Source organism: Bacillus timonensis (assembly GCF_000285535.1).
GTDB classification, from domain to species: Bacteria; Bacillota; Bacilli; order Bacillales; family Bacillaceae_L; genus Ferdinandcohnia; species Ferdinandcohnia timonensis.
On the sequence record NZ_HE610986.1, the window covers coordinates 1124095 to 1147615 of the forward strand.

The following is a 23521-nucleotide window of genomic DNA, read 5'->3' on the forward strand; positions in this document are numbered from 1 at the left end:
TGCCAAACAAACGAAAAACCCTTTTCCATTACGCCAAATTTCCAGTTATATATCCGTTCAGTTTAGAAGTCTAAGAGACTAATTATCCTCATGATCAACATAAGGAATGGTTAATGGTCCTAACGGTAGTACCGCCACTGACATGTCTTTTCCATACTTTTCTTTAAGTTGCTCTACTGTTTCTTCAATATTGTGCGTTGGCTTTAGCATTGCCTGTGTTACCTGTTCATCTGTTAGCAGTGAATATACATAAACATCAGCCCATACTTGGATAACAGCCTGCTTTTGTACTTGCCATTGGTCAAATGTCTTAAATTCAGGATTATTAATCATGTCCAGAAGTTCTTGGGGAGAATTAGCCATCTTCAATATGTCCGCATAATTCCCATGGCTTGGTAGTCCATCTGAGCATTCTGAAGCGATAATAATAGCTCCACCTTTTTTCACAATTTTGTGAGCCGCACTCATTCCTTTTACAGCCTGATACAAATTCTGATCAAGTGGATAACCAGAGTTCGAAGTGATGACTACATCAAAACGCTGATCACATTTCGTCATCGCATGCTCTTTTGCATATTCACAGCCTTTATCATGAGCAGCCATTAATTCCCCGGCAAATACATTTGTAATTTGCTTATCCCGGTTTAGGGTAACGTTCAGCATAAAATGAGGTTTACACATCATGTTTATTTCCCTAGTCATCTCCTGTAGAGGGTTATTCACCATATTTCCCCAAGTCGCTAACGGATCTCCAATCATCCTTGCATTATGAAAGGTCATAATTGTTTCAATGCCTGCAATCCCCGGCATGATTCCCTTTGGTCCACCAGAAAATCCTGCAAAAAAGTGGGGCTCGATAAATCCTGTTACAATTCGAAAGTCTGCTTCAACGTACTCCTTATTTAAATAAACGTCACAGCCAAACTTACTATGTCCGACTTTGACAAGTGTTTCCTTATCATGACAATGGTTATTAATAATCCGAACGTTATCGACAATCCATTGCCCCAGCATTTGGACGAACTCTTCCTCCGTTTGATCACGATGGGTTCCCGTTCCATTAATAATGACAAAGTTTTCAAGCGGAACATGGTCTAATTCCTTAATTAAAGCTGGAACAAGTTTTTCATTAGGCGTTGGTCTTGTGATATCACTAATGACAATCGCTACCTTATCGGTTGATTTCACCATTTCTGCTAATGGAGGGGATCCAATTGGGTTTTTGAGGGCATCTTGTAAAGCCCCTATTTCATCCGCAAGGCCTAAAGGGTTTTGTGGTTCTAAAATAAGTGCATCATCCGGAACATTTATCGTTAAGTTTTCTTTCCCATAAAGTAATGTTGTTTGCATTTTTTTCTCCCTTTTAAATCAATTATTTTTAATAAACAATCACCCCTAGCCTTTCATTTGGCCAGGGGTGGGGGTGTTTCTTTATACTGGGATCCCTGGGTCTTTTGGTGCTCCGGGGTTCTCCAGTTTTGCATCAATGCCTTTACTTCTTTGGTATTTATCCATAAGTATAACAGCGATTGGACAAAGAATGGCCGTCGTTAATGTAGATATTGAAATTTGCATTGTAGCCACGTTCGCTATATCTTGATAGGCTTGGGCTTCAGCAGCACTCATCATACCTGAACCAGATGCAACAACTGCAGCTGCCGCAATAGCTGCCGGTGTACCTACAGCATTACCCGCTGTAGATGCTTCAGCCACCGGGGCAATTTGACTTTTTTCTTTAAACAACTTAAACACGAGAATACCTGTAAAGGCTGTTAATACCGTGGTCATAATTCCTAGAAGCAATCCAGCCCCAACAACACTAGGGTTGAAGAAGGTCATAAAGTTCATACCTGCACCAAGTGCAAATGCAAAGAATGGAACTGGTAAGATTTCTCCTGGAGCCAAAAATTCACGAATCTCTGGGTCAAGATTTCCAAGAATCATTCCTAAGGCAATCGGTAATAAAACGGCGATAAAAGCAATAATTGGGAATTTAGAGCCTAATAATCCTAATGACATTAATGTGAAAAACGGTCCATCATTTAATGATAGGACAGAAACTGCACCAACATCTGACCTGTTTCCATATTGACCTGTCAAGGCAGCATACATACCACCATTTCCATTGGTCATTGCTGCGATAATGGCCATTGTCGATAATCCAAGAAATCCATTCATTGGATCAAAAAGGAATCCAAATAACATACCAACAGCAAGTCCTGTTAAATATTTTGATGATGTTAGCAATACTCCCTTTTTCAAGGCAATTCCACCAACTCTAAGATTCATCTGGCTACCTGCACAAAAAAGGAATAATGCAATCAAAGTTAATGCACCATTTTTAAATAATTGTTCAGAGAATCCCCCAATTCGTAGAAACTCATAATAACCGTCAGCAGTTGGAGCAACCCCTAATGATTTTAAAAAGTTCATAACCGCCGGTATGTGCATTTGATCGACTGTATTGAATAATGCCCCTAACATCAAAGGTACAACCATCAATCCACCAGGTACTTTTTCAATTGTTTGCTTAATCTTCATTCACTATTACCCCCTCTTTATTAAAAAAATAAGTACGGCACACCTGTTCAGCTGTTTGTTCTAACAACTTTTTCGTCTCTCTCATTGCCTCGTCCAAGCTAATTGGACGATTAATAATGCTAAAAACCCCTATGATTCCATATTGATATAGGCTTTCTATTCTCTCACCAATAGAGCCTGCAATAATCACGGTTGGAATACCTAGTTTACTAGCTGTTTGAGCTACTCCCATGGGAGTTTTTCCATACGCAGTTTGAAAATCCACTTGCCCTTCTCCGGTGATTAAAAGGTCTGCGCCTTTAAGATTTTCTTCAAGCTTGGAATAGTGGATAACGACATCTACTCCTCGTTTCATTGTCGATGGAAAAAACGCTTGAAATGCTCCACCAATTCCTCCGGCAGCCCCTGCTCCCGGCCTTTCATGCAATCGGATACCTGTTACTTGTTCCACAACATTGCCCCAATGGGTAAGGTTTTCATCGAGGACCTGAACCATTTCATCTGTAGCACCTTTTTGCGGACCGAACACATGAGAGGCTCCCTTTTCACCAATGAGTGGATTATCGACATCGGAAGCGATTAAAAAGTGGCTTTCATGAATTCGTTTATCAAATTGATCTAAACGTATTTCATGAATTTGATGTAATGCCCCTCCACCAAAGCCCACCTCATTTCCAGACTTGTCCAGAATCTTCATCCCTAAAGCCTGGAGCATTCCAACACCACCATCATTTGTGGCAGATCCACCGATTGCTAAAACAAAGTTTCGATACCCCTCGTCTAGTGCTCGCTTAATTAATTCCCCAGTACCAAATGTTGTTGCTGTTAATGGATTACGTTCAGACCGACTAATCAAGTCCAACCCTGATGCACTTGCCATTTCAATAATGCATGTCTCGTTATCACCTAGCACTCCGAAAAACGCCTCAATTGGTTTGCCTAAGGGACCTGTTACAGTTACTGCAACTTTATGACCATTCGTCGAAGAAACGAGGTTTTCCATCGTCCCTTCTCCTCCATCAGCAACAGGTATTAATTTCATTTCTGCATTCGGGAATGCATTTTTTATTCCCCTCTTAATTGATAAGGCCGCTTCTATTGCTGTCACACTACCCTTAAATGAATCAGGTGCAATTACAATCTTTATATCGTACCCCTCCTTACAGAAAACGTTTACATTTCTTTTTTATTTCATTATAAACTACTTGCTTCCAATCTTCTTTATATGTAGAATACAAATTATTAAAAGATTTAGAATTATTTTTTGTACTCCATAACTAAAAGGAGAATGTAATGATTACTCGGGAAATTGCTGAGATGCTGGTAAAGGAAACTTCGAAGGTTTTGAATGTAAATATCAATATTATGAATGAAAAAGGAGTCATTATTGCAACACGCGATCTATCGCGTTTGGATGCTATCCATGAGGGTGCATTAGAAGTTGTTGCAACTGGACAACCCCTTGAAATTACATCTAAAAATCAAGGACAACTTCGCGGAACACAGCTTGGAATTAATTTACCGATACATTTTCAAGAGAAGATTGTTGGAGTCATTGGTATCACCGGGGAACCTGAAATCATAAGAGATCGCGGCGGTCTTGTAAAAATGATGGCAGAGTTATTAATTAAACAAGCATACATGGCCTCACAAACAGAATGGCGCCAACGAACAAAAGAAATGATTATTGAAGAACTATTAAAGGAGAAATCAAATACGATCAATATTGAGCGCTGGCTTAGTCTCCTTAATATGAAGCTTACTGGTCCTTTTGTCGTTAGCGTAATGGAAGTATTTGATTATTCTTTTTCAAGTCACCTGCTTATTAACAATACCGAGGAAGTCATTGGTAAGGAAAAGGTTTTAGCAGGATTTGTCCATGGTAATAAATTGCTGATTCTTTTATCAGAGGTACCTTACGAAGAGGCAAAAAGGAAGTTAGCAAAACTTTTTCAGGAGTTCGAGAAAATTAAGGTCCAGGCTCGCCTGGCGTACTCCCCTCCTATACTACACCTTCTGAACACTAATCAAGGTTACCATGAATGTGAAGTTGCTTTAGCCATCAGTAAACCTGAAAAAAAGATCATTTCCTATACTGACATTGAACCAGAAGCGCTTGTTCATCAAATTGATCCAAAGCTTGCTAGACAATTCACAGAGAGAATACTACAGGGCGGTGGTGACCTTAAAAACCATCTAGATACGCTTCAAGCATTTTTTGATTCAAATTTAAATATAAAGGAAGCGGCGAAAAAGCTTTACATCCATCGCAATACGCTCATTTACCGACTTAACAAAATCAAAACGGAAAGCGGTTACGACCCACAAAACTTTAAAGATGCCTTTGCCTTACAAATGGTCGTCTGGCTACATAGCCAAACCAATTCTTTATAATCTAGTAAATGACCTACTACTATAGGAAACTAGTTAGTAATTTATTAGTTGAAAGGAAAGATGAAAATTTGCTACATTTAAAAACAATCACAAAGGAGAATTGGATAGATGCTATATCACTTCGTGTTCGAGAAGACCAAGTGAAGTTTGTGGCAACCAATGCCGTATCACTGGCACAGTTAAATTTTCTTGAAAACTTTCATGCAAAAGGAATCTATCTCGAGGATGAATTAATAGGATTCACCCTCTATGGAATTGATGAGGATGACCATGAATACTGGATTTACCGCATGATGATTGATCAAAAACATCAAGGTAAAGGGTATGGAAAGCAGGCAATCAAACTGGTGGTAGATGATATTAGGAATATGAAAGAAGAACGCCATCAAACTATCACACTTTCTTATGAACCATCTAATGAACACGCAAAACGCGTCTACGAAAAAATGGGCTTTCAAGAAGTAGACGGGCTTATTATCGGCGGCGAACAGGTTTCTCGATATACGTTTTAGTATTACGTTCACAAGTTATCATTTATAATGATTTACCACCAAAAGAAAACCGTACCCATTTTTGGTACGGTTTATGTCCTTTAATCATTCAAACTTAGCCCCCAAATGCACTCAACCTCTTACTAAAATACGAGAAACGTTAATAAAACGAGTAAATTTATGATTCAATTAGAGATTACCGCTTTCATTCCACTTTTTTCCTCATTTTTGCCAAATGTTCCCGTTTTCATCAATATTGAACAATTGACAGTAGAAAAACTATAATAAATGTAACAAGGATAGAGGGGAGGAAAAGGAAATGAAAAAATTAATACAAAAATTTATTGATGATAACATTAACTTCTACGCAGATGCTTATAAACGTCTAAACCGATAAGATCTTATTAGGTGCTACTCTAATGAGGTCTTTTTTTTTGTTCTTTATTCTTATTTTGAACCCGCACATTCCAGACATTTGATTTATCCTCTTTACGCAAAGCATAAAATTTCTATTCTTTATATCGATTGATTCCCCAATCAAACTTACTAATTCTGGCTTGCAAATTGGCAGCCACTCCCCCCTTATGTTAGGAAGTTGTCTCATAAATACTGCATTATATAAACCGCAAAGCATGAAAGTGATTTTATAATTACAACTTATTGTACATATGCCCTTTTACGAATTAATAACTGAAAATTAGCATAATGATTTAAAAACCAATGGGAGTTGATTGCTTGAGCAAATTCATTCCTGAAAAATTATCTGTGGAATTCATGGGTGGTGTTACGGCTACAGAACCTGTCATACCAAGGCGTTACACATTAACCCACTCTGATTTGACGGGTGACCTATTTTTAACAATTGGAGTTCATTATGCCTGGGATAAAATTAATTCCATGAGAGACGAGGTATTAGGTGAATGGAAAGCAAACGGAAATTTCTTATTTTATTGTGTTTATTTATATATTGACCAAGGTGAATACAACCAAAATATGGTGGCAAAACGGAATGAAATATTCAGACGGGAATTACCGCTTGCATTAACAGCTATTCGATACGGAGATAGGTTTTTATTCGAAACGTACCCACATCTTGATCAAACCTCAATCTTCGTTACTTTTATGTCCGCCTATCCTCAGTTTGCTAGACAAGAAAGTTGGGGAACTTTTGGCAGTTATAAATGAAAAATTTACATTGAAAGTTGAACCATCTAAACAAAATAACTCATATATGGTTCATAGCTAGCTAGATGATTAATAGTTCAGTGGAATACAAGTAATGATTAAAAACAGCCTTTGTGAGATAAATCACATTTTGCTATCAGCGGTAATGCTATCATTATGATTGAGGTTAGATAATAATCGCCCCAGAGTCGGCCGATATTTTTTCTCACCTACTATTTATACTATCTTATTCTTCTTATAAACGGAGATTATATATAGGAGGGTTTTAAATGTCTGAAGCAAAATTGTCTGAGTTAATTAGTCCTGAAGCTGTCATTAACTTTGAAACTGGTGCAATTAAGGCAAGCACTTTGGATTCCATAATCAATCTTTTACCATTTGAAATGGGTTTTTGCGATGCAAACGATATTTTCCGCTGGTATTCAAATAATCCTAACCGCGTGCATGGTCGTCGAAAAGAAGCGATTGGCCGACATGTACTTGAGCTTCACCCAAAAGTGTCGCACCACGTTGAAAAACTTTTAAATGACTTTCGTTCAGGAACGCGTGACGAATGGGAATTTTGGTTCCCAAAACGCACTGGTGAAACTGGTCAAATTTATCAAAAATTCATGGCTGTACGTGATAAAAACGGAAACTATCTTGGATGCATGGATGTGACCGTTAATATCGACCTTTTCCAAGGAAAAGAAGGTAAACATACCCCAGAAACGATTGACGAATTTATAGCTGTTAAGCCTGAGTAAAAAGAACTTTTCCATTTAAGTAGTTGCTGAAAAACACACTGAATCCTAAATTCAATGTGTTTTTTTATGATAAAGTTTTTGTAATAGGCATGTCCTTATTAATTGAGTAACAATCGACCAGCGAACTTAAAAATAAACGGAGATTTTTCGGTTAAATGTAGAATTGAGCATATTTTGGGGAATTTAAGGGGAGGTTTTCCGATTATGCAAGTTAAAATCCCCCATTTTCCCGTCTTTTGAGTCATTAAGCGGAACCTCTCCGTCTATTTAAGCTAGTTTCAGTGCATTTTACTAAATAAGCGAAACTTGTCCGGCTATTTATCAGATCGGGTGCTTAACCTGATCCCCCAACCGATAAGAGCGAACCCTCTTAATCCCAGATGCGGGAATCAGCATTTTTTTATCGACTAGTTGAGAAAGCACCTTTTTTACCGTCTTGTCACTTAGCTTTAAATACTTCTCTACTTCGATAGGAAAAATGTCTTCCCCTTTTCGAATCGCTAGCCTAAGCACTTCCTTTTCCCTAGTGGACAGAGAGGTTTGGTCCATTTCATCCCCCAACCATCGGCCAATTACTTGCTGAACAATCTGTTGGCATCGACGAGGCTTCTCTTTAACTTGGTCATAAGAAAAGCGGATCACGGTCCATCCATCAATCACCAACTGATTTTGACGTTCTAGGCTGTCGGAAAATTGCCATCTACTTATGTTCTTTAAGTGAGGGCCATACCCGTCGACCTCAAGACATATCCGGATGGCAGGACGAATATATGCAAAATCTAAATACCTGGTGCCATCCTTGAAATCATTAACTTCATATTCTGGATGGAGGTATCGAAAATGGTAAAATGAGGGCCACCACACTTCCTTCAAAAACAGCATTTCAGCCTGGTTGTGACCCTCTTGTAAGCGACGCAACCTTTCACCGTTTCTTGCCTTCAAGTGAGCATTCACAAATGCCTGGTATTCTTCTTCAAACCCCATAAGCATCCTTCCTCCTTTCCAATAATTCATTCCTCATTTAAATCAACTTTGAAAATGTATGATTATTAAGTATCGCTTTCTCTTGCTCTCTGAGTTTGTTCTAACAGGCAATGTCATAAGAATTATCCGGAAACGTCCTGTAGAAAAATTGTACAGCCACAAAAAAACTTCATAAATATTAATCAACAAAATTTGATAGGCAAATTACAAAAGTTAAGTTTTACCTAATTTTAATGCACCCCATCCCCAAATCCTCTGCTAATTATCTACGCGACTAATACCTATTCCTCAATCGGAACCATAAAGTCATATTCGGGGACTCCAAACTTCAAAAACATCTTTTCTCGATACTTTTCAAATGACAAATGAAAATTATCAGGTGGGTTTCCAAATAGTATGGTAAATACTCCGTTTTCGTAAGTAACCAAATAGCTTTTCTCTTGGTTTACATTGTTGTCCATTAATTTTACTTTTAATTCTTCCAATTGTACGTTTGTTAGACTACAGTCAAAAGCCACCTTTTCCCTTCTTCCGTCTTTATTTACCAATATAAAAATACCGTGCCCTTCACTCTTCTCTTCCTTGTATTCAATCGTGCCTTGGGTATATTTTTCAATAGTTTTGGTGTAATAAAAACCGCATCTCATACAAAAAGTGTACTGCTCAGAAGTTTTGTAATAATAATCTTCAATGGCAGAACGCCCACAACATGGACATTTAGTAGCATATATTATCGATGCCACGAAGGAATCATCTCCTTTATTTTTCTTTTAACTTGGAATTAATTTCTAAAATGAATTTGTATTTGTGTAAAGTAAAAGGGGTATTTAATGTGGTTTCGTTGTTTGAAGAAAGAAAAGGTAAAATTAATATAAAAATGCAATAGGAATTGAGAGAAGATTGTATTACAGAAGAATTTGAAGATAGAGTTATTTTTAGTTTAAAAGAGTTCTTAAATTTGTCAATCTATTTCTCTTAAACTTCTAAATTTTTCACCATTTCTATTTCCACTAAATAAATTTTTTAGCCCCTCCCTTTCTTAAGGAGAGGCATTGGACTAATAAACTCACCTTTCCTATTCAACTAGGGTTTATAGGGGAAATTTCCTTCCAACTTTAAGTTACATACTACTTTATATTTAGGTTGTGGGAGGATTGACTTATTCTTTTAAAAAGCTATTAAACAAGCAAAAACTGTATAAAACATATTAGGATGAAACAGTATCCTTAATTGAGTAGCCAGTGAAAGAAATAAAATAAACGGAGACTTTTCGGTTAAATGGATAATCAAGCTCATTTTGGGGAATATAAGTGGAGGGTTTCCGATTATGCAAGTTAAAATCCCCCATTTCCCCGTTTTTTGATTCATTAGGCGGAACCTCTCCGCCTATTTAAGCTAGTTTTAGTGTCATTTACTAAATAAACGAAATTTGTCCGGCTATTTATAAAATCGAGCGCTTAACCTGGTTTCCCATCCCACAAGTTGACCCAAGATATGACGTTTGACTAAGAAACAATATTTATAAGTAATACGGTTCACCATAATTAAGGTAAGGTAGAAAAACGCATCTACATGTAATACATTTCACCGTGATGTATCTAAATGATGATAGTAGAAATTTATATTGACATTTTTGGTAATTCCTTCTAATATAAGAGTCATCAATGACTCTTATGGAAAAGGGGAAGTTAACTTTGTCACCGATTGTTTCAGAACAGCATCGAGAAGAAAGAAAAAATTTAATCCTTAAGGCAGCCAAAGACGTTTTTATCAAAAAAGGCTTTAATGCAACTACAATACAAGATATTATCAATCATTCTGGTGTTAGCAGAGGAGGTGTGTATACGTACTTTAAGAATACTGAAGATGTATTTATTGAGCTTTTAAAGAAAAGAGATATGGAAGATGTATGGGATTTGGAGAGTATTTATAGAGGAGGTCATACGAATTGGGAAGCCCTGGAATTTATTTTAGATAATGTTCAGGAAAATATTTTGAATCAAACTGATCGGTTAGTTCCTGCTATCTATGAATATTATTTTACCAAAGGTTGGGAGACAAAGAGGCATCTTCCCTTTTTGGAGGCGCGAGTGGAGCAAGCTTGGAATGGTCTAGCCTTTATCCTTCAAAAAGGAATAGATGAAAAAGAATTTACACCGTCACTCCCTACCGAGGATATTGCCAAAACCATACTTACGTTTTATGACGGAATTATGCTAACTAACTTTCAGCTAGGACCTGAGAAATTACAATTACCTAATCAATTTCATGTTTTTCGAGTTTTTCTTTCCACCTGTTTATTTGAATCCAAAAACAAATAAATCTTATTAACTATCGTAATGAGGAGGTTTTTAAATTGGAGATGTTACCATCAACTGAAACAAAGAGGCAACCTAGTCATTACACAATAAAAACGGTACTTACCTTTATATTAATTGTTGCTATTATTGTAAGTGTTATTTTACTAAGTTTATTACAGTTACAAACCCCAAAGGTTGTACCATCAACCGCTGAGACAACTTCATTTTCGGCTGACAGAGCATTCTCATACTTAGAGGAGTTTGCTGTAAAGCCGCATCCACTTGGTTCAAAGGAACATGATCACGTTCGTGATTACTTAGTTAAGGCTTTGTCAGATTTAGGGCTTAGTCCTCAGATTCAAAAAACAAACTCTTTATACACACGTAGCTCTTTCATATCCGGAGGTACAGTTGAAAATATCTATACAAAAATAGAAGGAACAAATTCAACCAAGGCTATTATGCTAGTAGCTCATTACGATTCAGTTCCAGGAAGTCCTGGTGTATCCGATGATGGTGCTGGGGTTGCTGCCATTCTTGAAACTGTAAGCGCCTTAAAAAAGGGTCAACCTCTACAAAATGATGTCATTATCCTGTTAACTGATGGGGAAGAGAACGGGTTATTGGGAGCAAAAGCATTTGTGGATGAACATCCTTGGGTTGATGATATTGGATTAGTATTGAATTTTGAGGCACGGGGAAATGAAGGCCCCGCTTTTATGTTTGAAACGAGTGATGAAAATGGATGGCTTGTAAAGGAATTTGTTCAAGCTGCCCCATCACCAGTTGCACATTCTTTTATTTACAACCTCTATAAGCTTATGCCAAATGATACTGACCTTACAGTTTTTAGAGACGCGGGTCTAAGTGGTCTGAACTTTGCATTTGGCGAAGGTATCAGTCATTATCATACAACAAGTGATAACCTCCAAGAATTAAGCAAAGGAAGTCTTCAGCACCATGGGGAATATATGTTAAATCTTATTCGCCATTTTGGGGAATTGGATTTAACTCAAACAGAGGAAGAGAATCAACTATTCTTTAATATTTTCGGCTCAAAAATGATTACTTACTCCGAAAAACTTATCATTCCATTAATGCTGGTGATAGTAGCCTTATATGCTTTTACAATCGTGCATGCTTCAAGATATAATCGGCTATCCCTACTTGGAACACTTGCCGGGTTTCTTGTTACCATTGGTGGAATTGTCGGATCTTTTGCAATTGGACTCGGACTATGGAGTCTGCTAAAAGTGATTCTCTCCGGCAAAGATTGGTTAATGGGAACGGATAAAACATTTGGAACAACCTATCTAATTAGTTTTTCTATTATTATCTTCACCTTTTTAACTGTACTCTATTATAAGGCAAATAAAAAAATAATGACCGGCAGCTTAACTATGGGTGCTTTATTAATGTGGTTAATTTTAGTGATTTCTTCTAGTTTACTTCTAAAAGCAGGCAGTTACGTATTTGCATGGCCATTATTCTTTGCACTTCTTGGGGTTAACATTTCTATTCGATTAAAAGAGTATACATGGAAGTCATATCTTGTGACAGTGGCATTTGCAATTCCAGCTTTCTTAATTCTCCCTCCTGTTATTTATCTTGTCCAAATGCTTGTAACAATGAATCTATCAAGTGTACTTATGGTTCTAGTTGCCCTTCTTGGGATATTGTTAATACCAATATTAAGCACATTAAAAATCAAATATAGTTGGGTGATGCCAACCATCCTTTTGGGAGCAGGATTACTACTACTGATTACAAATAGCATCATCATAAATAACATGCCGACAGCAGAACATCCTAAAGCAAGTGATATTACTTATTTCATGGATGCAGATACAAATAGTGCCTATTGGGCAGCCAGACATTCTTTAGATGCCTATACTGCAAACTATCTTGATGAAGATGTTAAAGTTGACAATACCTCTGAAATCTTCCCTATATTAAATTGGGATATCAGTTATACAGAGGCAGACTTATACAATTTAGAAGCACCTAGTGTGACAATTATTTCTGACAATGTAGAAGGTGATAAGCGTATTATTGAGTACCAAATGAAAACATACCGGAATGCCGAAGAAATGCTAATGAAGTCTTTGTCCTCAATGAATGTTTCACAACTTTTAATCAACGACAACAAAGTGGAATTAATTCAACAGGAATATACGAAAGAACATCCTTTATTATTCAGTTACATTATTGGGCAATCTGGAGAGTTAAAGGTAAAGATAACCGTCGAAGCCAACGATAAAGTTGAGTGGATCTTAGCAGATCGTTCTTATAATATCCCTGAGACAAAAGGTGAACGTTCCCCCGAGTATAGTACATATGGGGATAATTCATTTGTGATGAAGACAATACGAGAATAGGAATCGTGTAGGGATGTAACTTTACATTTTAAAAATCTTCTCAAATCACTTTACTTGATTTGAGAAGATTTATTAACCTCACCCGTAAAAATATAATAAAAAAAATATTAAAGTTTTCACGCTCTAATAAAAACCATACTAGAGGGATACCATTTTAAAAACCTCATTAACTAATGATAATGTTCTCCCCACCTATTAAACTACGGGTTTGCTTCAGAGGTGCAAATAATTAAATATCAATCTTTACCAAAGGAGATTTACTTTATGTAATAAAACATGAAATGAGTACATTAAAAAGTGAGGGGAAACAGTGTTGATCAAAATTCTGTTACACATTGAAGGGCTTGCAGTTTTCGTGTTAAGTGTATATCTTTATTCGTATAATGAGTACAGTTGGTGGATGTTTTTACTATTATTGTTAGCACCTGACATTTCAATGATAGGGTATTTGATTAACAATCAAGTTGGTGCAAAATGCTATAATATTTTTCATACTTATAGCCTGTCGATTACTATTGTAATAGTAGGCCTACTCCTATCGTATCAGTTGGTGTTGGCAGTAGGGTTAATTTGGTCAGCTCACATAGGGATGGATAGAGCAATTGGTTACGGGCTTAAATATTCAACTAACTTTAAAGATACACATTTAAATAGAGTTTAATTGTTTTGCTAACTGTGGCTTTAGTAAAATAAGATAATATAAAAAAGGGTTTAGAGATAAAGTTCTCTCAAAGCCCTTTTTGCATTGTCAAACTGACGGATTACATTACAATTAAAAACCGCCTCTATTTATGATACGGTTCACTATTTTTAGTGGTAAGATTAATATTACCACCACTTAGCAATCATCACTTCCGTAAAAACTTCCAAGTAAGTGAGGCGTCAATAAAACAACTGTATCCACAAAGTTATTTCTTCAGATTATTGTTCTCAATAAATTTATCAAAATCATCGTTTGAACTCTGCTCTATACGGTGTTGGTTAAATTTCTCATATTCTTGAGTCGCAATCTTATCTGCAACGACTTTTGATACCTTCCCTGCATTTTTGTGAATATCACGCTCATTAAATTGCAGAAATGCATTTAATTTATCAATCCAATCCTTCATATACATTGGGCGTTGACGCTCTGCTTGGTCCTCAGCATAGCCTAAATACATTGTAACAATTCGATTTAGCGACTTTAACTCCTTTTCAGATAAGTAATTTTGTCACACCTCGCTTACGTACTTTATCACCTTTCCAAGAAGTAAGTCCCATGTTTTCTTTTTCTGCATCCGCTCTCTTTGAAATAAGTTCAGCAGCCGTCATACCATGGATTGCAAAATGTAATTTATTTTGAACTGTTTTAAAAAATATCTGTGTTACTTCTGCATTAGAATCATAATCTACAGAGGTAGCATATATATCAGTAATTTTTTGATAGAATCTTTTCTCTGAGGCACGAATATCTCTAATTCGTTCCAATAACTCATCAAAGTAATCTTCTCCAAAATTACGCATGTCTTTCAAACGATCATCATCCATTGTAAAACCTTTGAGTAGATATTCATTTAAGCGTTCTGTTGCCCACTGACGGAACTGTGTACCTCGGTGGGAACGAACACGGTAGCCGATTGCGAGAATCATTTCAAGATTATAGTGCTTTGCCTTTCTTTTTACCTCCCTTGAACCTTCATTTTGAACTTGTAAGTAATACTTACAAGTTGACTCTTCCTCCAATTCTCCTTCTTCGTAGATGTTCTTTACATGAAGAGTAATGTTCTGCGGTGTGGTCTGGTAAAGTTCAGCAATTGCTTTTTGCGTCATTTTGTGATACGGTTCAGCATTTCGGTTATGGTAAATCAGATAGTACCACCTTATTGATTATAGAAACCCCAAACTCTCAATCAGCAAGTAAATTCCAGTAAAAAGTAAGATTATATATGTAAATATTCGAAAAACCCTTTGATTAATCCTTTTAAATAATAGTTGTCCCACATACAATCCTACAAATACCAAAGGTAAAGCCCATAAACTCGATACCCATATTGTCTTATTTGTCCCAGCAAAAGTCACTTGAATGATTAAACTAACAAAGTATATAAATAAATAAAAGGCTAATGTAGTACCTCTTAATTTTTCTTTTTGAGTATCAGTTCCTGAAAAATATAATAATAATGGTGGCCCGGGCATACCTATACTTGTTGTGAATGAACCTGATAGTCCACCTACAAGTAAATCTCGCTTCTCATTTTGGTTGATTCGAAATTTCAGAATAAGCATGATTGTTAACACCAAGATAATAAGGCTCACTCCCATTTTTAATCTATTTATATCAATCAACATGAAGAGCATAATACCAATAGGTAGACCCGTAACACTACCTACGACAAACCTTCTAAGAATAGCAAAATCAATATCTCTTCTAATTTTCATTATTAATGCACTTGATATAATCAATGACAATATTAAATTTATTTGAATAGCCTCTATTGGTTCAAATATTAAAAGCAGAAATGGAGTAGCCAAAATTGAAAATCCGAATCCTGTACTCGTTTGAAGTACAGAAGCAACCAAAACGATTATAAAAAATGCTATTATCTCCATACAACACCCACTTTGTCTATAACAAAAAGTAAAAATACCGTTGATAAACAGTATCTCTTCACCTACAATTTTAACATTTCACTAATTGTAAAACTATCCAAAACTAATTCTACTCTTTGTTTTACCACTATTTGTGATACGGTTCATTCCTATTAATGCGAAAAGCTCGATATATCTGCTCCACTAAAATCAACCTCATTAATTGATGTGGGAAAGTCATTTTTGAAAAAGACAAGGTATCGTTTGCCCGCTTCATAACATCTTTGCTTAACCCTAGTGAGCCACCAATTACAAAGGCAATTTTGCTTTTTCCATAGGTTGCTAGCTTTTCAATGTCTGCTGCGAGCTGCTCAGATGACTTCATCTTTCCTTCAATTGCCAACGCAATCACATGAGTGTCATCCGATAGCTTTGCAAGAATCCTCTCCCCCTCTTTTTGCTTTACCTGCTCCATTTCTGACTCACTCAAGTTTTCTGGTGCCTTTTCATCCGCCAGTTCGACTATTTCTACCTTTGCATATGCTGTTAATCGTTTTAAATATTCATTAATCCCTTGGATTAAGTATTTTTCTTTCAACTTTCCAATTGTAACAATTGTGATGTTCACACTTATCCCCACTTCGCTCACATTTTACAAACAAATTATCCACAATAGTTATCCACATATCCACATTTTCTATCCACATCTTGTATGGGAATATTAGTTCCCCACAACATATACCGCCTTATTTTGACAAAATTCACAGGTTGTTGATAAGTTTTCATCTTCAATTTTCGTCATAATTGGTGCAACTTCATGCTCGTCTACTACAATATCCAATGCTAATTCGATATGTTCTTCACAACATTTAATCATTTTTACTTCCTCCATCAATCTTACCCACAACCATCTGATAATTATGGGTATAACTTTTTCTTTTGTGGTTCTTATCCACATGTTCTTATCTTACCCATTTTAGCATATAATTTTGTCCACAAAAAAACAGGAGAATTTTAAACTCCTGTTTGCTTGTTCTTACAATGATTCTCTTGCCAATTGTATGATTGCCTTTTGTTTTTCTCCCCCTCGGTAAAACGTAACCTCCATTTTATCACCCACTGATTTTTCATTATATAAATGTTTTCTCAGTTCAATTACTGATGAAATTTTTTCACCATCTAATTCCACAATTACATCAAGTTCCCGTAACCCCGCATTTGATGCCGGAGTATTTGATAGTACTTCTAAAACGGCTACACCCTCTGTCACATCATTTGGTAAATGTAAAGTTTGCTCTCGATGATAAGATGAAATTTCACTTAATGCCTTTAATTGGCCAACTCCCATAAATGGGCGTTTCACCTCACCGTACATTTCAAGGTCTTCAATGATTGGCTTTGCACTTGTAATGGGAATCGATAGACCAATTCCTTCAACTGCTTCCTGTGCAATTTTCATGGAATTTATACCAATCACTTCCCCTTTAATATTAACAAGCGCTCCTCCACTATTGCCTGGATTAATTGCCGCATCCGTCTGCATAACATCCGCATTCCAATCAGGAACCCCATCTTGATTAATATCAACTGGAATTGTTCGATTTAAGCCTGAAATAATTCCTTGTGTAACCGATCCAGAAAACTCAAGCCCCAATGGATTTCCTATAGCAATGACCGGTTCACCAAGATTAATATTGTCGGAATTTCCAAATTGAGCAATCTTTTTAACATGGTCCGCATCAATTTCAATCACAGCCAAATCGGTCCAAATATCGCTGCCTAGCAATCTTCCCTTTACCCTTGAGCCATCACTAAGACTCACCTCTAGATCAGAAGCTCCTTCAATAACATGGTGGTTTGTGACGACAAATGCCTTTCCATTTCCCTTTTTGTACACAACACCAGAGCCCGTACCCGCTGTAGTTGCCTCCTCAGACCAAAAGTTCGTTTGCTGAAGGTTGACGATTCCCACAACGGCTTCACTTACTCGGTTCACGGCACTAGTGACCTCAGTTGTCACATTTACATTGATATTTTGTTGAACACTACGGCCTGTTGCTGGAGCCTTTTCCTCCACATCATCAAGCCCGTTAAGCTCTTCGCGAGCGGCATTCTCCTCATACGGAAGTAAATGATACTTTGATAAAGTCGGTAAAAGAAAAAGGACAAGTAATGCCCCTATAATAGCTCCAATTAATCCAGATAAAAACCAGCTACCACGGCCCCCTTGACGTCTATTCCTTTGATTTGAATAATCCTGATCATAATACCCCATACGGCCAATCTCCTTTAAAAAACGTTCTAAAATCAATTTTACCCATATTTTATGCAAAACATGACCGTGCCCTAAGATGAATAAAAGACAGAAGCTGATAGCCCCTGCCTTTTTAAAGATAAGAAATGATAAAACACTTTACATTGTTTTCATTGTTTAGCTCCAGGCGCCTTTGACTCTCTGGTCTAAGACAATCACATCGGAAGGTAAAAAACATCTTCTGCCAACGCTCGTCTTTTGCTTGGCGCCTAAGGCTATGTGCTTTAAGCTTTTTTCTCTTATGCGTTTTTCCTTTCCATAACATTAATCCCGATTCCGATTAACACTACTCCCATCAGTGTTAGAATGCTAATTGGGTATAGTAATTCACTCATCGGTGCTCCATAAATTGTTGCGGCCTTTAAGCCTTCCATACCATGTTTAATTGGAACGAAGTCCGATACCTTTAATAAAAAGTCTGAGCTGACAATTTCCAGCGGCCAATAAGCCCCACCTAGCATCGACAAAGAGACTGATACTAGTGAAATGATGGCATTGAATTGCTGTGTACTTCTAACTACACTGACTAAAAACAGCGCTAGCGCAACAATTGAGAACACATATGGGATTAACACGATTAATGTCTTTCCAAATCCTCCGTAGAAGTCTACCCCAACACCATACCGGAACACAAAAAAGATGAGTGCAACTTGAAGATATCCCATAAGAAAGCTATACACTAAATTGCCTGCGTACATCTCCCATTTTTTTAAAGGTGATAATATCATCCGGTCCCAGACTCCCCATGTTCGCTCTTGTAGGATGTTGTGGACATTATAGGAGATTGTGTAAATGACAAAGAATAATGTAAACCCAAAAATAGTCTGTAGCTTATTATCAATGATCACAGCATCATCACCACGGAAGGAAGCAGTCTGAATCTTGAATAATGGGTTCTCTTCTTTTTCTTTTAATTCTTCTAATATGACATCTGGATCGATATGAGGATTAGTAACCGTTGCCTCTTTAATTCTATCCTCCATCAAAAGGTCTCCATAAAAGGTTTGAAGATAACTATCTAATAAATGAAGATTAGACGACGTCTCTGTCACAACGACAATGGTGTAGGAATCCTTCTCAAGCTTCACCGCGGCCTCAGCGTCACCTTCACTAACCATTTTCTTAGCTTCCTCTTCCGTAACTAACATAAACTCAAAACTTTTCGACTGGGTTAAATCCTTCCAGAGCGCTGTCTCTTCTATACTTTCAATCTCTGAATAAACGGGTACAATGATATTTGTATAATTTGCAGCACCTAATAATAAGGCAAAGACAATGCTCATCACGGTCATGCCAATCATTAGCATTGGTTTTCTCAAAAATAATTTAAATTTTGCCTGTAAAATACTTATCATATGGCATCACCTCTTTTCGGAAAACTAAAAACAGCCACTGTTATCATTATCAAACCGAAGACAAGTAAATAAAAGATATGATGAGCAATAGCTGAAAGCTCGACTCCTTGCAGCAATTGCAATAAAGCAGCCATCCCCGCACCATTGGGTGTAAAATTACCTACCATTCCAATTACCGATGAAGTTTCACCAATTGGCGTAAAGCTGCCGCCTAAAAAGGCAAAGATTGAGACAATTACATTCCCGAAAAAGTTCGAAACACCTTCCGAGTCAATCCGGAAGTTTAATGCCGTCAACAATGCCCCTACGCCACCAATCGCAAAACTTAATGATAAATTAACGAGGAAAAATCCGAGAAGATCCTTCCAAACCACATCAAATACAAGAGAAGTTACTCCATATAAAATGGCTTGCTGAACGATTGCAATTATCATAATGGAGAAAAAAATACCTCCCAAATATGACCATCTAGATGTATTCGATAATATAATGCGATTAAATACTTGCAACTGCTTTTCACGATACGCAAATGAACTTAGAGTTGACGCAATAAACATAATAAACATGACACTCATACCGACGGAATAATATTGCAGTGAGTTGATTGGTTCTCTTTCTGTTACAGTTTCGATTTCTCCTAGTTTTGCACTACCGACTGATTCTAACTGAATTCCCGCTTTTCCAATCACAGTCATGGAAGTCATCTGTTTTTGAAAATTCATCAGGACATCCTCCACAACTTTTGGAGCAATCTCTTTCCCTTCATTTTTATAAAGCTTGATTGCCGCAGTAGAAGGTTCATCTAATAATGTAGAAGAAAGAATATCGAAAGTATAATTCTCAGGTATCTCAATGACAGCAGAATAACTGTCATCATTTTTAATTTGATTCAAATTTCCCGGTTTAACTTGCTCCAGCTTCACAATTTCTTTTAATTCCTTACTTCCAAACACTTCATCTAGCAAAATCTGAATAGGACGAAGCTGATCAGCTCCCTGGATTAATGCAGTTTCTGCCTCCTCTGGGAGTCCCTCTGCCTTTACCTTTTCAACAAAGGCATTGATATCCTCTTGTTCATTACTATGATTAATAAAAGCGACCTTAGCCGAAATCGGCTCAGTATCACTTCCCATCACCCCTCCTAAGGCAAAACCTAAAATGGCAATGAGAACTAGTGGCATTAGAACTAAAATAAGCAATTCCTGAGGATTACGAAATAAAACCAATAAGTCCTTTTTCATAAATGAAATAATCATCTGCACCACCTCCTAATCTCTAAGAGCTCTACCCGTCAGATGAAGAAAGACATCTTCAAGTGTCGGAGCTTTAACTTCAACTGAAATTAATGTCGTCCCTGTTTCTTCTGCAATTTGAGAGATTTTCCGGAACAAATTGTACTCTTTTGGGACGATAACCGTCACATCACGGTCCTGTACCTTTACTTGCCGAACGGTAGAGTCTGCTTCAAGAAGCTTTGTAAATTCCTGCTTTGCCCGTTCTACCTTGATTGAAATTGTATTTTCAGAGGATAATATATTCTTTAACTCTTCCTTAGTACCGGATGCGATAATATTGCCTTTATCCATAATGTAAATCCGGTCACATAGGAACTCGACTTCCTCCATGTAATGACTCGTATATAAAACAGTCATTCCACGTTCTTTATTAAGACGCTTTACCGTCTCTAATATATAGTTACGAGATTGTGGATCAATCCCAACAGTCGGCTCATCCATAATAATAATTTCTGGATTATGCAGCAGCGCCACTCCAATATTTAACCTTCTTTTCATACCACCTGAAAAAGTTTTTACAAGATCCTTTCTTCGGTCAGTTAAACCTATTTGCTCCAATACTTCTTCAATACGCTGTTTTAACTCAGCACCCTTTAACCGATAGATTTCTCCAAAAAACCGTAAATTCTCCTCTGCTGATAAATCTGTATATAGTGCAATTTCTTGAGGAACGACTCCTAAAATTTTACGGATGTTCTGTGGGTTTTTAATCGTGCTATCGTTCATTAGCCGTACATCACCAGATGTCGGAATAACTAAAGATGACATCATCGAGATTGTTGTTGACTTTCCCGCTCCATTTGGACCTAATAGCCCAACAATCTCACCCTTTTCTAAAAACATATTAATCCCCTGTGCCGCATACTTTTGTTTGTATTTCTTTGATAAATCAATAATTTCTAACATCCCGTCAGCCTCCTTTATACATTTATCATAGTCTTTTACTGTGTCTTGGAGCACTATCTCACGTCACTTGTTTGTGTAAAAAACATGACCTGAGTCATGTTTCAAAGAAAAAAGGGCTATCCTTTGCTAGTTGGACAACCCTTTTATGTTTGTTATGTAATATCATTTTTGACTGCAAAAATCGCTAGCTGGGTACGGTCTCGAAGCTCTAATTTATGTAAAATCTGTGTGATATGGTTTTTGACAGTACCAATCGATAAAAATAATTCATCTGCGATTTCTTTATTAGTTTTTCCTTCACCTACTAATCTTGTAATATCAAATTCCCGTGTAGACAAAGGCAATTCAAGTTTCTTTTCAAACTTATGTAACAATCGCGGCATGACCTTTGCTGCAACCTCTTCATGAATGGGAAGTCCTCCTTGAAAGCAGCTATGGACGGCATGAACCAGTGTATGTTGGTCAGATGTTTTTAATAAAAAGGCATTAGCACCATATTTTAACGCCTGTATCGCATATTCATCATCATTAAAAGTTGTAAGGATTAAGATCTTCACATTGGGCCAACGTTCCTTGATTCTTCTTGTCGCTTCAAGACCATTCATAATCGGCATCCGGATGTCCATAAGCACCAGATCAATTACATGGGCTTCCATCTTTGTAATGGCTTCTTCCCCATTTTCCGCCTCAGCTACAACCCGTATTTGCTCGTCCTGCTGTAGCATAAGTTTTAAGCCCTGCCTTACAATTGATTGGTCCTCTACTATTAACACATTCCACATGAAAGTTCCCCTCCCTTACACTTTTGCAATTGGTATCATTCCTTTAATTACAAACTGTTCATCCGTTTGATAGACCGCTAGCATGCCACCTAATTCTTCAACACGTTTTCGCATATTTGAAAGCCCGAATCCCTCTTGAAATGGTTCTTTCTTATGGATTCGATTTTTAACGATAAGTTCGATATTCCCATCTGCTGTTTTTCCAAGTATCACCTGAACCTCACGTGAGTGGGCATGACGCATTGCATTAGTAAGTCCTTCTTGAATGACCCTATATAGTACCACACTTTGTTCATTAGTAAGTCGCTCTGAAAGAATTCCTTGCTTTGTTGTAAACTGAACCACGATATGACTTTCAGCCTCAAGTTTTTTAATTAGCTGTAGGATTGTTGCAATTCCTTCATGCTCCCTGTCTTTTAGGGTTCGAACAGCAAATCGTGTTTCTTCTAAACTTTCTTTTGCTAGTTCCTTTAATTCACTATAGTGTTCTGGACCTTGCTTAATCGAAAGAATCTCTACCTGCATTAACAATGCCGTAAGCTTATGTCCAACGGAGTCATGAATATCCCTTGCAATCTTCGTCCTCTCTTGGTAGCGTGCTTCCTCCTCTGTCACGAGGGCAACCCTTTTTACCTTTCGATATTCCCCAAGCAATTCTTCATACAAATTGCGTTGCTCTTCCCGCTTTGTCCAAAGTTCATTAACCTCAAGCGCAAGAAGAAAGAATAAGAGAAAGTATACATACATGGACCATTCACTGTCCACTACGAAAAAGTAGCCCAATAAACAGGCAACCGTTAAAGCAACCAGTCCTTTAAATGGTTTACTCTCCAGTTGATTTGCAGCCAATAAAGTCACATACATCATTAATAAAAGTGAAAATGGATTTCCCGTTTCTATAACTGCTAGCAGTTGCAATAGTATTGTTATCGCTACATATAAGTAGACAGGCCTTGGAGTAACGGTTAGCAAAAAGTATAAGGTCAGGCCCACCGCACAAATCATGATTGAATAAGCGGTTGGCACCTTTTTTTCCGAAATGAAAAACAACCCCCAAAGCACCATAAAACCAGCTGTTCGAAAAACAAAAGCTTTCATAGCATCCCTACTTTCATTCTAGTTTCAAATTACTAGAAATTTATGGATACAGCAAGTGTTTTTATTCGAAAAGTGCAAGCGCCTTGAAAGAGGAACATCGACTAATTACTGCCACGTCCTATGCAAGTCCGACATGCATAAGAAAAGGCAGCGAGAAGGATGCCTTTTCTCCTTCTTGACGGAT

At 37.1% G+C, this 23521-nt stretch carries 21 protein-coding genes and 1 pseudogene; 7 read left to right on the forward strand and 15 right to left on the reverse strand.

Translation table 11 applies throughout. The features are described 5' to 3' along the window. Nucleotides 1-78: 78 nt before the first annotated feature. The 3 genes from larA to BTHG_RS14160 all read right to left on the reverse strand — a co-directional run bounded on the left by larA (nt 79) and on the right by BTHG_RS14160 (nt 3688). Nucleotides 79-1350, reverse strand: coding sequence for a nickel-dependent lactate racemase (gene larA / locus BTHG_RS14150; RefSeq protein WP_010677384.1), 1272 nt, complete (start codon nt 1348-1350; stop codon nt 79-81). An 81-nt stretch (nt 1351-1431) separates the two neighbouring features. After that, a complete protein-coding gene (locus BTHG_RS14155; protein ID WP_010677385.1) occupies nt 1432-2541 on the reverse strand; it encodes a 2-keto-3-deoxygluconate permease in 1110 nt (369 codons plus the stop codon). Beyond that, entirely contained in the window at nt 2531-3688 is a 1158-nt protein-coding gene (locus BTHG_RS14160) for a glycerate kinase (protein ID WP_026021826.1), read from the reverse strand. Before BTHG_RS14160 ends, BTHG_RS14155 begins: the two co-directional genes overlap by 11 nt. A 146-nt stretch (nt 3689-3834) precedes the next feature. On the opposite strand from BTHG_RS14160, the gene BTHG_RS14165 reads away from it, so the two are divergent. The 4 genes from BTHG_RS14165 to BTHG_RS14180 all read left to right on the forward strand — a co-directional run bounded on the left by BTHG_RS14165 (nt 3835) and on the right by BTHG_RS14180 (nt 7357). Further along, on the forward strand, nt 3835-4935 hold the full coding sequence (locus tag BTHG_RS14165) for a CdaR family transcriptional regulator (RefSeq protein ID WP_010677387.1): 1101 nt from the start codon (nt 3835-3837) through the stop codon (nt 4933-4935). 68 nt (nt 4936-5003) lie between these two features. Then, a complete protein-coding gene (locus tag BTHG_RS14170; RefSeq protein WP_010677388.1) occupies nt 5004-5447 on the forward strand; it encodes a GNAT family N-acetyltransferase in 444 nt (147 codons plus the stop codon). A gap of 714 nt (nt 5448-6161) precedes the next feature. Next, on the forward strand, nt 6162-6611 hold the full coding sequence (locus tag BTHG_RS14175; RefSeq protein ID WP_010677389.1) for a staygreen family protein: 450 nt from the start codon (nt 6162-6164) through the stop codon (nt 6609-6611). A gap of 269 nt (nt 6612-6880) precedes the next feature. Next, nucleotides 6881-7357 (forward strand): PAS domain-containing protein, encoded by a 477-nt coding sequence (locus BTHG_RS14180; protein WP_010677390.1) that lies wholly within the window; start codon nt 6881-6883, stop codon nt 7355-7357. 321 nt (nt 7358-7678) lie between these two features. On the opposite strand, the gene BTHG_RS14185 is transcribed toward BTHG_RS14180, so the two are convergent. Further along, entirely contained in the window at nt 7679-8341 is a 663-nt protein-coding gene (locus tag BTHG_RS14185; protein ID WP_010677391.1) for a helix-turn-helix domain-containing protein, read from the reverse strand. 281 nt (nt 8342-8622) lie between these two features. Further along, nucleotides 8623-9084, reverse strand: coding sequence for a hypothetical protein (locus BTHG_RS14190; protein WP_010677392.1), 462 nt, complete (start codon nt 9082-9084; stop codon nt 8623-8625). A 951-nt stretch (nt 9085-10035) separates the two neighbouring features. Between BTHG_RS14190 and BTHG_RS14195 the strand changes: the two genes are divergently transcribed. The 3 genes from BTHG_RS14195 to BTHG_RS14205 all read left to right on the forward strand — a co-directional run bounded on the left by BTHG_RS14195 (nt 10036) and on the right by BTHG_RS14205 (nt 13680). Then, on the forward strand, nt 10036-10662 hold the full coding sequence (locus tag BTHG_RS14195) for a TetR family transcriptional regulator (RefSeq protein ID WP_010677393.1): 627 nt from the start codon (nt 10036-10038) through the stop codon (nt 10660-10662). Between the two features lie 41 nt (nt 10663-10703). Continuing rightward, the gene (locus BTHG_RS14200; protein ID WP_232284475.1) at nt 10704-13019 is read left to right on the forward strand and encodes a M20/M25/M40 family metallo-hydrolase; all 2316 of its coding nucleotides are present in this window, start codon (nt 10704-10706) and stop codon (nt 13017-13019) included. A 313-nt stretch (nt 13020-13332) separates the two neighbouring features. Next, nucleotides 13333-13680: a DUF4260 domain-containing protein gene (locus tag BTHG_RS14205; protein ID WP_010677395.1), complete on the forward strand. Its 348-nt coding sequence runs from the start codon at nt 13333-13335 to the stop codon at nt 13678-13680. 247 nt (nt 13681-13927) lie between these two features. Here BTHG_RS14205 and BTHG_RS25035 read toward each other — a convergent pair. The 10 genes and pseudogenes from BTHG_RS25035 to BTHG_RS14255 all read right to left on the reverse strand — a co-directional run bounded on the left by BTHG_RS25035 (nt 13928) and on the right by BTHG_RS14255 (nt 23337). Then, nucleotides 13928-14828: pseudogene (locus BTHG_RS25035) on the reverse strand (virulence RhuM family protein). A 57-nt stretch (nt 14829-14885) separates the two neighbouring features. Further along, entirely contained in the window at nt 14886-15608 is a 723-nt protein-coding gene (locus BTHG_RS14215; RefSeq protein WP_010677396.1) for a sulfite exporter TauE/SafE family protein, read from the reverse strand. 127 nt (nt 15609-15735) lie between these two features. Beyond that, nucleotides 15736-16215: a 23S rRNA (pseudouridine(1915)-N(3))-methyltransferase RlmH gene (rlmH, locus tag BTHG_RS14220; protein ID WP_010677397.1), complete on the reverse strand. Its 480-nt coding sequence runs from the start codon at nt 16213-16215 to the stop codon at nt 15736-15738. Between the two features lie 93 nt (nt 16216-16308). Then, complete coding sequence (locus BTHG_RS26300) at nt 16309-16464, reverse strand: CxxH/CxxC protein (RefSeq protein WP_010677398.1); 156 nt, start codon at nt 16462-16464, stop codon at nt 16309-16311. Between the two features lie 159 nt (nt 16465-16623). Continuing rightward, nucleotides 16624-17862, reverse strand: coding sequence for a S1C family serine protease (locus tag BTHG_RS14230; protein WP_010677399.1), 1239 nt, complete (start codon nt 17860-17862; stop codon nt 16624-16626). 278 nt (nt 17863-18140) lie between these two features. Continuing rightward, nucleotides 18141-19256, reverse strand: coding sequence for an ABC transporter permease (locus BTHG_RS14235; RefSeq protein ID WP_010677400.1), 1116 nt, complete (start codon nt 19254-19256; stop codon nt 18141-18143). Beyond that, complete coding sequence (locus tag BTHG_RS14240; RefSeq protein WP_010677401.1) at nt 19253-20512, reverse strand: ABC transporter permease; 1260 nt, start codon at nt 20510-20512, stop codon at nt 19253-19255. The genes BTHG_RS14235 and BTHG_RS14240 overlap by 4 nt, the downstream gene beginning before the upstream one ends. Before the next feature lie 12 nt (nt 20513-20524). Further along, a complete protein-coding gene (locus BTHG_RS14245) occupies nt 20525-21457 on the reverse strand; it encodes an ABC transporter ATP-binding protein (RefSeq protein ID WP_010677402.1) in 933 nt (310 codons plus the stop codon). 152 nt (nt 21458-21609) lie between these two features. Beyond that, a complete protein-coding gene (locus BTHG_RS14250; protein ID WP_010677403.1) occupies nt 21610-22239 on the reverse strand; it encodes a response regulator transcription factor in 630 nt (209 codons plus the stop codon). A gap of 15 nt (nt 22240-22254) precedes the next feature. Further along, entirely contained in the window at nt 22255-23337 is a 1083-nt protein-coding gene (locus BTHG_RS14255) for a sensor histidine kinase (protein ID WP_010677404.1), read from the reverse strand. Between the last annotated feature and the right edge of the window lie 184 nt (nt 23338-23521).